Here is a 13,140-nt window from a genome sequence, read left to right as displayed (position 1 = left end):
ATACTGTGAGAAAATCATATTTATTTAAAAACACCATAGAGAAGGGGGAAGTTTGCTGTTGAGCTGGTATATTGATCCTGATATTTTATTGAAATTGGGCATTGCCACATTGATTGGCATGGTCATCGGGCTTGAACGCGAATTAAAAAATAAGCCGCTCGGATTAAAAACCTGTATTGTCATCGCAGTCAGCTCATGCATGCTGACGATCGTCAGTATTAATGCGGCATATCATTTCCCTAAATACTACCGCATCATGATGGATCCGCTTCGTCTGCCGGCACAAATCATCTCCGGCGTCGGGTTTATCGGCGCCGGTGTCATCCTGCGAAAAAGCAATGATGTCATTTCCGGCCTGACGACATCGGCCATGATCTGGGGGGCAGCGGGGCTCGGGCTTGCTACGGGAGCCGGTTTTTATAAAGAAGCGTTTGCCAGTCTTCTGTTCATCCTGATCAGCGTGGAGTTTCTCCCATGGGTGGTCAGAAAAATCGGCCCCGACCGCCTGCAGGAAAAAGACATCCGCATCAGAATGTCGCTTTCTGATAAAGACAAAATGACAGAGATTTTAAAAGAAATGAAAAGAAGAGATATCAAAGCACACTCCGTTCGGATCGACGACCTGGGCGAAAAGGATTTTCCAATTATGGAAGTGAAGGTCCGCGTCCATAAAAACAGATACACGACCGATGTCTACTATGACATTAAAGCCATTGAAGGCGTAGTCGGCGTGAAGTGTGATACATTATAAAAGCCAATGGGACTGGAATCCCATTGGCTTTTTCTATCTACACCAGTGCTGAAAAATCAAATGCTGTAATCGGCGTGCCATTCTCTATATCTCTTCTGAAACCGGCCAGCATTTCTTTTTCTTCTTCTCCTATTGTGTTAAGGTCAAACATCTGATGCAGCAATCCGTAAATCAGCATATGGCGAAGGCGGAGGAAATCAGGTATTATCATCAGCCATGCAGGGTCAAGCTCATTTTCCTCCCAGTACCCTTTCATAAAATGCGTCATAAATTCTTCTGTAAACGCAGCTTTATCATCATATGGCACAACAGGATACCACAGGACATTGTAGAGAAGAATGCTAATATCGTTAACAAACCAGTTGTAGCCGATATCATCAAAATCAAATGCCGTGATTTTGCCATGATCCCAGTTAAAATTGCCATGGTGCAGATCCGCATGCACCAAGCCGTAGTTGTCCTGGCTTTTCGGGAGCCTCCGCAGTTCATTCATCAAAGAATCGGCTTGCTGAAACACCTTTATCTGATCTTCAGGCACATATTTTCTCAGCTTTAATTGCTCCTCTTCATCCCATTCCTGTCTTTTGAAAGCGGGATTGCTCAATTTGTAGCTTTTTGTCAGGCTGTGCATGCTGCCTGTGTATCTGCCAAGCTCATAAAATAGCGTTTCATTCCAGTCCGATTCATCCACTTTTTGCCCCGGAGCTTTCTCATACACTCTCAATAAAAATGACCCGCCGTTTCCGTCCGGCACTGCTTCTACGTCTTTTCCGTTCAGCGACGGGAGCGGTTTGGCTATTGAAATTCCCCCTATTGCAAGGTGACGGAGCCATTCCATCTCTCCCATTATATAATCAGAAGATCTCCGAATCGTATGGGTAATCTTTAAAATATAAGGTTGATTGTCTTTCATACATTCATATACATAGTTTTCCGCATCAGCCAGAAAACGCACCTGATCTTTTGAGAAACCGTATCTCGCTGCAGCTTCTGCCAAAACCTGCTCTTCATGAAATATTTTTTTGATATCTTTATGCACGTCTAACATCCTTTCATTGCTATAGATTTGATAATGATTGTTTTCACACGATTTCCAGCATCAACATACCTCCCCTTGATTTGTGTTTCGGCAGAAGCGAAAATAATTTCCCTTTTCCTGTTAATTGTAACATAAAAACCCTTGTGCCAATATGGCACAAGGGTTTTCTATCAGTCATAAATGTGAACAGTCGGCTCTTTATCTCCGGCATTGCGGATAATAACCGCTTCCTGTCCGTCTGAGGACGTGATATTGACTTCGACATCAACTGAGCCTTTAGAGTAGTAGTCCATCACTTCACCCGTTAAGAACTGGGTAAACGCGACAACTTCACTTTTTCCATAGAATTGCATTGGTATGTCAATCTTCATTTTCTTCATTTCATCATTTTCATACAGCGCTGTACCGACAACGCCTGTATAGTTCGGGAAATATTCTTCAATTGAGTTTTTGAACCGCTTAAAGACCTCGGTGTCATCCGGGTATTTTTCTGCTGTGGTTGTATCCGCCGGATAGAATACATATTTTTCATTAATGTCATCCCAATTTGAGATATCAGTAGAGCCTGCTTTGACCTCTGTTTTGGCGATGAAGTTCCCCGGCACAATCGATGTTTTTGACGCCTGCTTGTAGAGTGCGACGGTAATCGGCACATTCTTCAAGTTATCTTTTTTGCGGAGGCGGTTAATAACCTCCTGTGCAATTTTTTCTCCCTGCTGGCGGAGCGTGCTGTCCTTAATCTCCACTTCTTTTTGCGGGTCTCCAGTTTTTTCACGATAGTAATACACGGAGTTTAACGCCAGTCCGATCATGACGCCGCCAAGCTGGATAGAATTCTTGTCTTTTCTGACTAAATAATCGTGCTCAAGCATGGATGCTAAATAAATCGGGCTGCTTTCGTTCTTTTCTTCTGTTGAACCAGAGCTCGGGAGCGCTGGGTTCAAGCCTTCATTTTTGAAGTTTTTATCTTCTTTTTCGGCTTTTTTCAAATCAGAGCCCGTTTTTTTCCGTGCCAGCCAGCTTAATACTGTATCCTCATCTAAATATTGTCCTTCTTGGAACAGATAATCGTCAGTCGAGAAAGAATCTTGGGCAAGACGCATCAGCCCTGTTTCAAACTCGTCAATGTCCAGCCTAGTGTTCAGCTGTTCCGTTGTTAAGCCGCGCGCTTTGCCTGCCTTAAACGGCAGCACCATTTTGTAATAGGAGTCAGAGATATTATATTTCGGGACAATCGCTTTTTCTGACGATTTCGCCGTCTTTTGCGTAATCTCTTCCTCCTTCTCCCCCCCAAAACCTGACGAGCAGGCAGACAGCATTAATACTGCCGCCGTTGCCGCCAATGCCAACGTCTTTTTCAATAGAAAACACTCCTCTTATTTCTTTAGCTCTCCCATTAACTGTTCTTCATTCCACACTTCAATGTTCAGCTCTTGTGCTTTTGTCAGCTTGCTTCCCGCCGCTTCTCCGGCGATGACTAAGTCTGTGTTTTTGCTGACGCTTCCAGTCAGCTTTCCGCCCAGCGCTTCGATTTGCGCTTTGGCTTCGTTTCTTGACAGCTCTTCCAGCTTTCCTGTCAGAACAATTGTTTTACCGGCAAAGTAAGAGTCGCTGTCCTCTGCTTTTACTTTTTTCGGGCCTTTGTAGAGCGTGTTTACGCCCAGCTCCTGAAGTTCATTCAAGAGTTCAAGCATTTCTTCTTTATGAAAATAGGTGATCACAGCATCAGCCATTTTTTCACCGACTTCATCTACCGCGAGAAGTTCCTCTTTAGAGGCTTTTTTCAGGTTCTCCAAGCTTTCAAAATGCATGGCAAGCGTTTTTGCGGCCTTTGATCCGATAAAACGGATGCCAAGCCCAAACAGCAGGCGCTCTAACGAATTTTCTTTTGATTTTTGGATGGAGCTGATCAGGTTTTCAGTGGACTTTTCGCCCATGCGCTCGAGCTGGATGACTCGTTCCTTCGTCAGCTTATATAAATCTGCCACATTGCGGACAAGGTTTTCCTCAAACAGCTGTGTGATCACTCGTTCGCCGAGCCCATCAATGTTCATGGCATTGCGGGAAACGAAATGGATCAGCCCTTCCCGGATTTGCGCCGGACATTCAGGGTTAATGCAGCGAAGCGCCACTTCTCCTTCGATCCGGACGAGCTCACTGCCGCATTCAGGACATTCCGTCGGCATACTGAATTCCTTTTCTTCTCCTGTGCGCTGTTCAACGAGGACATTCACAACTTCCGGGATGATATCGCCCGCTTTTTTGACGACAACCTTATCCAAAATCCGAATGTCCTTCTCTTTAATTAAATCTTCGTTATGAAGGGATGCTCTTGAGACCGTTGTGCCGGCAACTTTTACCGGCTCAAGAATCGCGGTCGGCGTGATCACACCCGTTCTGCCGACATTTAATTCGATATCGAGAAGCTTCGTCACGACCTCTTCAGCAGGAAACTTATACGCGATGGCCCAGCGCGGGCTTTTCGCCGTAAAACCGAGCTCCTCCTGCTGATCGAGGGAATCGACTTTAATGACAATGCCGTCTATTTCATACGGCAGGTCAGCGCGCTTCGCCTGAAGCTCATCGATCAGCGTAATGACTTCTTCTATGTCGCCGCATTTTTTTCGTTCCTGATTCGTTTTAAATCCGAGTTCGTCGAGAAAATCAAGCCCTTGGCTTTGCGTCTCCACACCCATCTCGTCAAGCTCCGCTATACTGTAGACGAAGATATCGAGGTTTCGTTTCGCTGCAATTTTCGGATCGAGCTGCCTGAGAGATCCCGCCGCGGCATTTCGCGGATTGGCGAACGGCTCTTCCTCATTTTTAATCCGTTCCTCATTGAGTGCTTCAAACGAACGCTTCGGCATATACGCCTCGCCGCGCACTTCGATCGACAGCTCACGGTTCATTTTGAGGGGGATATTGCGGATCGTCTTCAGATTCTCCGTAATATCCTCTCCCGTCGTTCCGTCACCTCGGGTGGCTCCTCTGACAAAATAGCCGTCTTCATAACGGAGAGAAACAGCAAGACCGTCTATTTTCAGCTCCACATTATACGCCACATCATCGCCGACGGCTTGGCGCACACGGCGGTCGAAATCACGAAGATCATCAGCATTAAAGGCGTTGCCCAGACTGAGCATCGGTGTGCCGTGGGTGACTTTTTGAAACGCTTCAAGCACGGCTCCGCCGACGCGCTGCGTAGGAGAGTCAGGCGTTCTGAGGTCTGGATGCTCCTCCTCGATCGCGATCAGCTCCTGCATCAATCTGTCATATTCCGCATCAGGGACGCTCGGTTCATCTAGGGTGTAATATTCATAGCTATACTTGTTGATGGTGCGGCGCAGTTCTTCTGCCCGCTGCTTCGCTGTTTCTTTGTCCATCTGCTTCTTCCTTTCCTCTTCGATTACTGCTTTTCAATAGGAGCAAATGCTGCTAACAGGCGTTTCACGCCAACAGGGCTCGGGAAGGCAATATCGAGCTCCGTCCCTTCTCCTTCGCCTTTCACGCTGACGACAGTTCCTGTTCCCCATTTTTTATGGCCCGCCTTATCTCCGACTGCCCAGTTTAAGGTGTCGCCGCCTGTTTTGCTGGCGTAGGATACGGGGCGTGAAACAGGGCCGCGTCTCGGCTGCATTTTTCTCGCAGACGTCGCTCTCGTTTCTTTTTTCTCATTTAGGTTTTCCAATAAATCATCCGGTATTTCAGCAATGAAGCGAGATTCCGGGTTCATATTTGTCCGGCCAAACAAGGTGCGCATTTTAGCATTGGTCAGATAAAGCTCCTGTTCAGCCCTTGTAATCCCAACGTACGCAAGGCGGCGTTCTTCTTCCATTTCCGCTTCCTCCATGAGTGAACGGCTATGCGGGAAGACGCCTTCTTCAAGCCCCATCAAGAAAACAACCGGGAACTCCAGTCCTTTCGCGGCGTGCAGTGTCATCAGGGTGATCGCATCCTTGCCGCCTGACTCTTCCTCCTTCTGATCGAGCTGATCAATATCTGCGATTAACGCCAAGTCTGTCAGGAACGCAACGAGTGTCTTGTCTTCACTTTTCTGTTCAAAGTTTTTCGTTACAGACAGGAACTCGTCGATATTTTCTAAACGGCTTTGGGCTTCGATCGATTTCTCAGCCTTCAGCATTTCTCTGTATTCCGTCTTATCAAGAATTTCTTCTGTCAGCTCTGTAATGGATAAGTAATCCTGCATATTGGTCAGGTTTTCAATCATCTGTCTAAAGCTGTCAAGCGCGTTTGCCGCTTTGGCACTGACGCCGATAAAATCAACCTGCTGAATCGCTTGGAAAAAGGACAAGCCGTTTATGGCCGCATACGAAGCGATTTTTTCAAGTGATGTCGCGCCGACTCCGCGCTTCGGCACATTGACAATGCGCGTGAAACTGATATCGTCATCCGGATTGGATACGAGGCGCAGGTACGCAAGAATGTCTTTAATTTCTTTTCTGTCATAGAACTTTGTGCCGCCGACAATGTTATAGTTCAAACCCGCTTTGAGAAGCGTTTCCTCAATCACACGGGACTGCGCGTTTGTCCGGTATAAAATGGCGATATCCGACAGCTTCCGCTTGCCTGTGCTGTGAAGCTGATGAATTTTGCCGGCCACAAACTGTCCTTCACCGAACTCATTATCACCGCGATAATAGGAAATCTTGATGCCTTCATCGTTTTCCGTCCACAAATTTTTCGGTTTGCGGTTAGAGTTGTTTTTAATGACCTCGTTAGCCGCGCGCAAAATCCGTTTCGTTGAACGATAGTTTTGTTCTAGCAAAATCACGCTTGCATTCGGATAATCTTTTTCAAATGAAAGAATGTTGGTGATATCCGCGCCGCGCCATCTGTAGATTGACTGATCAGAATCCCCGACAACGCAAAGGTTCTGGAAACGCTCGGCAAGCTGCTTAACGAGCATGTATTGCGCCCTGTTCGTATCCTGATACTCATCAACGTGAATGTACTGGAATTTGCGCTGATAAAATTCAAGCACTTCCGGCACTCTGTCAAACAGTTTAATCGTCGTCATAATCAAATCGTCAAAATCGAGCGACTGGTTTTTCAATAGCTTCTTCTGATAATCAGCATATACATCGCTGACCACCTGATCGTAGTAGCCGCCGGCAACTTTAGAGAATTCCTCCGGTTCGGTCAATTCGTTTTTTGCACTGCTGATCGTGCCGAGGATGCTTCTCGGGTCAAACTTCTTCGGATCAAGATTGCGCTCCTTCAAAATCCCCTTGATCACTGAAAGCTGGTCAGCCGTATCAAGGATGGAGAAATTTCGGTTGATCCCAATCCGGTCGATATCTCTGCGCAAGATCCGCACGCACATACTGTGGAATGTGGAAATCCAGATATCGTCCGCGCCGGGTCCAAGGATGCTTTCCACACGTTCTTTCATTTCGCGTGCCGCTTTATTTGTAAATGTGATCGCCAGAATGTTCCACGGCGCCACATGCTTTTCTGCCATTAAATAAGCAATTCTGTGTGTCAGGACACGCGTCTTTCCGCTTCCCGCTCCCGCCATCAGCAAAAGGGGCCCGTCCGTTGTTTTGACTGCTTCCTGCTGAACGGGGTTTAAACCGCTTAGTAATTGATTGCTAATATAATTCAAAATTTGTTCACCCGCCTATACAAAACATATGTTCTATCATAAACCAAATCCGTACAATTTACTACTCGCCTTTCACAGCCGCTACTGTTTTCAAAGCCCTGTCAAAATCTTCATACACAGCATTGCCTACAACGATCACGTCCGCATGCTCTGCGTACTGCTTGGCCGTTTCCGCATCCTTGATGCCGCCGCCGTAAAACAAGGTGGACGTTTCCAATACAGCCTTCGTTTTCTTGACAGCTTCTATGTCTCCAAGCACGCCGCTGTATTCTAAATAAAAAATCGGCAGTTGCAGCAGCTCCGACACACGCGCATAGGCGACAATATCATCCATATTCAGATCGGCGTCCGCTTCAGTCAGTGCCGCGGCTTTGCAATCTGGATTTGCGATGCAGTAGCCCTCCGCCACGATTTCTTCCATAGACATCAGTTCTCCGTATTCCTTCATGGCTTTCTGGTGCATTCCGACAATCCAATCCGCGTTTTTGCTGTTTAATACACTCGGAATAAAATATAAGTCAAAGCCGGGAACGATCGCTTCAATCGCTGATACCTCAAGGACACACGGTACCAAAAACCGTCTTACCTTAGACATCATCCGCAGGACATTATCCTCTGTCACACCATCACTGCCTCCGATAATGACCGCATCCGTTCCTGATTCGCAAAGAATCTCCAGCTGTTCGTCAGGCAAATCTTTATTTGGATCGAGTTTAAAGACATGCTTCCACTCTGTTACATCGTACACGTCATACGTTCCTCCATTCGTTTGTTACCATTTAAACATTATAACAAATTCACATAGCGCGGAAAAACGGAAAAAGCCGTTAATCTCGTTATTCACTGAAAAAGGTGTTTTGATTCTATTTTCATAAAAAAAGAGAGCATAGGGCAGTACCTGCATGGTGAGTCCTGTATCGGCAGGAGCACACATTTTTCACCAAATTCCTTCTGCTATTGTTTGGAAAGTGTTCAACTGTGGAAATGGTTACATAAAAAGGGAGGCTGAGAGATGGAAACCATCATAATAGCACTCATCGCATTTATCATTGGGATCATCGCTATCCCGATCGTCTTGTTTGCCTGGATCTACATAAAGGATGAAAAACAGCAGGAGCACTCAATTCTTCGCAACTATCCCGTCATCGGAAGGTTTCGGTATATCCTTGAAAAAATCGGGCCGGAGCTCAGACAGTATTTATACAGCAATGACAATGAGGAGCAGCCTTTTTCACGAAAGGAATATGAGCAAACCGTCATCTCCGGCAAATACAAAAGCAGAATGATGGGCTTTGGATCTGTAAGAGATTTTGATAAACCTGGCTATTATATCCGTAACGCTATGTTTCCAAAACAAAGGGAAGAAATGCACGTAAATCAAACGCCAAAAATTGATACCCAAATCTATAAAATGGATGCTGACAATCTGTTCAAACGCAAGGAGCATGCCGAACATATCAAGGCAGACCCGTATTTTCTCCATCCTGATGATGTACAGGTGATTGGCGAGCATACATGCGAGAAGCCATTTTATGTGAAGGGATTAGTCGGCCAGTCTGCCATGAGCTACGGTTCTCTTGGAGAACGGGCTGTTACGGCGCTCTCAAAAGGGCTCCATCAGGCAGGCGGAACCTGGATGAATACAGGTGAAGGAGGATTGTCTGAGTATCACTTAAAGGGCGGCGCCGATATCATTTGCCAAATCGGTCCGGGCCTATTCGGCGTGCGCAAAAGAAACGGAGAATTTTCATGGGAGGAATTTAAAAGAAAAAGCAGGATTGACCAGATTAAAGCGTTTGAGCTAAAGCTGGCACAAGGAGCGAAAACCCGCGGCGGCCATGTGGACGGCGCCAAAGTATCAGAGGAAGTGGCAGACATTCGGAATGTCGAACCTGGAAAGTCGATTGACAGCCCGAACCGCTTTTATGAATTCTCAAACCCTCCTGAAATGCTCGACTTTATTGAAAAACTTAGAGATGTCGGACAAAAGCCAGTCGGCATCAAACTGGTCGCAGGGCATCCTGAAGAATTGCATGAGCTTTTCTCTCATATGCAGAAAAGCGGAAAGCATCCGGATTTTATCACGATCGACGGAAGTGAAGGCGGTACCGGAGCTTCCTTTTACGAGCTCGCGGATACAGTCGGCCTTCCGATTATGACAGCGCTGCCTATTGTTGACACGCTTCTTAAACAGTACGGCTTGCGCAGCCAGCTGAAAATCTTTGCTTCCGGAAAGCTCCTGACCCCTGATAAAATCGCGGTTGCCTTAGCCCTCGGCGCTGACTTTGTCAACATCGCACGCGGCATGATGTTTTCCGTTGGCTGCATCCGCGCTCTCGTCTGCCACACCAACACCTGTCCGGCAGGTGTGGCGACGACAGATCCGAAATTGCAAAAAGCGTTGAGCGTTGAGGAAAAACAGCATCGTGTCTGCAACTACGTCATTTCCCTGCGCGAGGGGCTGTTTAATCTTGCAGCCGCAGCAGGGATCAATTCGCCGATTCACTTTTCCAAGGAGCATGTTGTCTATCGGAAAGAGGATGGCAGTATCATCGATATCGACAACCTGATCCATCAATTTGTTTCATAAAGAAACCGCCCTTGCCGAACGGCAGGGCGGTTTTTTATTTGGAAGAAGACTCTGTTTCATTCTCCTTCACACGGTCAAGCGCCATTTCATAAGCGTCATTCCCGTAATTTAAGCAACGTTTCACACGGGAAATCGTAGCCGTGGAAGCGCCTGTTTCTGTTTCAATCTTATGATACGTGTTTCCTTCGCGAAGCATGCGCGCCACTTCAAGGCGCTGAGCCAGCGATTGAATTTCGTTAATTGTGCATAGATCATCGAAGAATCGGTAACATTCCTCCAGGTCTTTCAGCGATAAGATCGAGTTAAATAACTGGTCCAGCTCTTTGCCGCGTAATTTATCGATTTGCATCGTTACACACCTTCTCCTTTACTAATGGAAGCCGCATCAAGATCAGGTACGATATTGATCCAAGTCTTTCCTGGCACAAACGGAAGCCACTTGCCGTCTTTTACCGGCACAATTCTGCCATTCACTTGTTTCCAGTCTGTTTCAATGACGTTTCCGTGCTGAAACAACAGACCTTTTCCTCCTGATTCCAAGTCGATGTCCCGCCTTCCATCTTGATCAATAATATGATGGCTGGCTTCAACAATGAAAATATTTTGCATTGCAACCGGCTTTCCGGTTTCCCGGTCTGTCGTTATGACACCATCAGAGCTTCTTGTATAAGATTCAGCTTTTTTATCATAGTTGTATTCGACAAGATTTGTAACGTTATTTGTTCCATAATCTACCCGAACATTGTAAGATTCATTTGCAGGTTTTGCATCTGATGTTTGAAACAGCAGCGGATTTGTTTCCTGCTTCAGCTTATAACCCTTTTGTTCTGCCGCCTTTTTTATGTAATCATAAGACGTATAGGAATTGTGGGGCGGTTTGCTGAAATCAGCTCTCCAAAATAAGCTTCCGTCAAAATCTAATCCGTTCATATAATCAGCAGCTCCGGATTCTAGCTGCTCTTTGGCGCCGGGACTCCAGCCGTGATGGACAAATATGCTGTCAAAGCCATTGCTGAGAGTGACGAAATATTCCCGCGCGCTCCGCACAGGTCCGACAGTTTCAGGCATCTGGCTTTGGAAAATGGCCAGAAATCTTGTGATTTGCCCTTCGGCTAGCGCTTCTATGACAATGTCGGCTTTAGACAGTCCCGACTGCGGCCTCGCCTTCGGGTGATTGTTCACCACAACAGCAACAGGCCGGCGTTCAGTCACCTTCTGTTCAGTCTTTAGCCCCGTTAAAGGAGCTTTCAGCTTCTTTGCAGTATCCGGGACAGCATCCTTCTGCTGGCAGGATACCAGCAGAAAAAACACGAAACACAGCGCGCAAACTGTCATCCATTTTTTCATATGTCGGCTCCCTGCTCTTTTATATTTTAACGCATTATCGATGGAAAGAGTACAGTTTTTTTCATGACGTCGAAGATTCCTCTTGGCGTAATGCGTATATACGGAAGGTGCGTACTTTGCAAAAAGAGCAGCGTATAGATAGGATCGCAAAACTCATAGCCTCTTTCAGTCAAAAGATCTTTCAGCTTTTGTTCCTTCTCAAGCACGTCTTCATACGCTTCCGAAGAGGCGCAGCCGCACAGCGCAAGCGGGATTTCATGCAGAATGTTTCCGTTCTCCGCTAAAACAATTCCTCCTCCGATTTCTTTCATGCGGGCAAAAGCGAGCAGCATATCCGCTTTATTTTTTCCAATCGCGACAATGTCGCCCGTCGTCGTAAAGGAGCTTACAAATCCCTGCACGCTTGAGGCAAACCCTTTTATCATCGTATTGACGCGCCATTTCCCGTGTCTGTCGAGCATCGTCAAATAACTTTCATCATGGTCAAACGAGAGCTGTTCCATCGAATTGTCGATCTCAATCATATACGGCTCCATAATAACCGCATTCCGCATTTTCACGCCCATCGGCATAGAAAACTGCAAGTCATCCATCGTCATATCATATGAAAGCTCAAGCGGGACAAGACCGCCTTTGTGCCAGTCCGTCTTTGTAAACGCCTTCAAATCACAGCCGTCTTCACGCAGAATGGTCCCTTTTGACAGAACAGTCACGGGATTCGGATTTAACGGATCTTCCAATATGTTCAGCGATGCCAGTCTGCCCGGTCCGACAACTCCTAAATAATCATCCATTTGGTAATACTTTGCGATATTAAATGATGCCATATTGTAGGCGTCGATTGCAGGTACGCCTTCTTCTAACGCGATGCGAATCAGCTCGTTTGTCATGCCGCCTTTATAGAAATTCGGGGTTGCGCCATCTGTCGTGAAAAAGAAGTGGTCATAATAGCGGAAGCCCTTCTCATGCAGCTCCTGCAAGATTTTTCTTACATCAGGGCGAATGGAAGAGTTCCGAAGGGAAACATAATAGCCCAGTTCCAGCCTTCTCATCACTTCATCACCTGTCATCGCTTCATGATCACAATCCGCACCGAACAGCTTCATTTTTGTAAGCGTTTTATCAGATGCGCCGGGAAAATGCCCTTCAATGCGTTTTCGCTGTTTCTTTGTAGCTTGCATGCAGTGGAGCATTAAATCATCACCATCTACCAAGCGAGGCCACCCGGTCATTTCTCCGCCTTGAATCACATCCGGATGTTCAATCCACTGTTTTCTGACGTCAAATGGAAGGACGTGGTCCTCGTTCAGAACCTCGGTCTGGAGGTCATAGCGTGACCACCAAAAATACTGGACAGGCTGCTTTTTGAGTTCATTCAAAATCGTAAGCGCTTTCTTTTTTCCGCTTTGCAAAAGCAAAAATAAGTTATCATTCACGAATGTCGTTGTTCCGTATTGAGACACATATTCCGCCAGTGTTTGGGGATTATATATTTGAAAAGGATGTGCGTGCGGTTCAATATAACCTGGCACAATGTATTTTCCTTCACAATCAATCGTATGAATTTCTTCGGCTCTATTCGGAAGTTCATGACCCACATAAACAATGCGGTCCTGATAAATCCAAATGTTTTTTTTCAGCCATTGTTTTACATATGGATTTAAGACGAGAGCATTCCGTAAAAGGAGCGTTGGAAGCAGCTTTGAGTCTACAACATCAACCTGTGCCCTGATGTCTTTGTTTTTCCAGTTAAAGGTGCGTTCGGACATTCACATACTCTCCTTTAC

At 46.3% G+C, this 13,140-nt stretch carries 10 protein-coding genes; 2 read left to right on the top strand and 8 right to left on the bottom strand.

All coding sequences use genetic code 11. From position 1 onward, the window contains the following. The first annotated feature begins 52 nt into the window (after positions 1-52). Entirely contained in the window at positions 53-751 is a 699-nt protein-coding gene (locus QF06_RS02250) for an MgtC/SapB family protein (protein WP_010886431.1), read from the top strand. Positions 752-788: 37 nt separating this feature from the next. Here QF06_RS02250 and QF06_RS02245 read toward each other — a convergent pair whose 3' ends face one another. The 5 genes from QF06_RS02245 to QF06_RS02225 form a co-directional block, all read right to left on the bottom strand. Beyond that, entirely contained in the window at positions 789-1,799 is a 1,011-nt protein-coding gene (locus tag QF06_RS02245; RefSeq protein WP_072175454.1) for a phosphotransferase enzyme family protein, read from the bottom strand. A 161-nt stretch (positions 1,800-1,960) separates the two neighbouring features. Then, entirely contained in the window at positions 1,961-3,151 is a 1,191-nt protein-coding gene (locus QF06_RS02240; protein WP_014479076.1) for a CamS family sex pheromone protein, read from the bottom strand. A gap of 15 nt (positions 3,152-3,166) precedes the next feature. Continuing rightward, entirely contained in the window at positions 3,167-5,173 is a 2,007-nt protein-coding gene (gene ligA / locus QF06_RS02235; protein ID WP_021481294.1) for an NAD-dependent DNA ligase LigA, read from the bottom strand. A 23-nt stretch (positions 5,174-5,196) separates the two neighbouring features. Next, positions 5,197-7,416, bottom strand: a complete 2,220-nt coding sequence (pcrA, locus tag QF06_RS02230; protein WP_003233919.1) for a DNA helicase PcrA — start codon at positions 7,414-7,416, stop codon at positions 5,197-5,199. Positions 7,417-7,477: 61 nt separating this feature from the next. Next, a complete protein-coding gene (locus tag QF06_RS02225) occupies positions 7,478-8,164 on the bottom strand; it encodes a heptaprenylglyceryl phosphate synthase (RefSeq protein WP_003233922.1) in 687 nt (228 codons plus the stop codon). A 264-nt stretch (positions 8,165-8,428) separates the two neighbouring features. On the opposite strand from QF06_RS02225, the gene QF06_RS02220 reads away from it, so the two are divergent. Next, positions 8,429-10,006, top strand: a complete 1,578-nt coding sequence (locus QF06_RS02220) for an FMN-binding glutamate synthase family protein (RefSeq protein ID WP_041851227.1) — start codon at positions 8,429-8,431, stop codon at positions 10,004-10,006. Positions 10,007-10,040: 34 nt separating this feature from the next. On the opposite strand, the gene QF06_RS02215 is transcribed toward QF06_RS02220, so the two are convergent. From QF06_RS02215 to QF06_RS02205, 3 genes are read right to left on the bottom strand one after another with little or no spacing between them, the layout of a single operon-like run. Further along, entirely contained in the window at positions 10,041-10,355 is a 315-nt protein-coding gene (locus QF06_RS02215; RefSeq protein ID WP_014479070.1) for a YerC/YecD family TrpR-related protein, read from the bottom strand. 2 nt (positions 10,356-10,357) lie between these two features. After that, a complete protein-coding gene (locus QF06_RS02210) occupies positions 10,358-11,353 on the bottom strand; it encodes a DUF3048 domain-containing protein (protein ID WP_015715446.1) in 996 nt (331 codons plus the stop codon). Between the two features lie 26 nt (positions 11,354-11,379). After that, positions 11,380-13,122 carry an adenine deaminase gene (locus QF06_RS02205; protein WP_021481298.1) on the bottom strand — a complete coding sequence of 581 codons (1,743 nt, stop codon included), beginning with the start codon at positions 13,120-13,122 and terminating at the stop codon, positions 11,380-11,382. Positions 13,123-13,140: the final 18 nt, after the last annotated feature.

The organism is Bacillus sp. YP1, from assembly GCF_000877815.1.
Classification (GTDB): domain Bacteria; phylum Bacillota; class Bacilli; order Bacillales; family Bacillaceae; genus Bacillus; species Bacillus subtilis.
The sequence above is the reverse complement of the archived record's forward strand: the minus strand, read 5'-3'. Positions and strand labels throughout refer to the sequence as shown.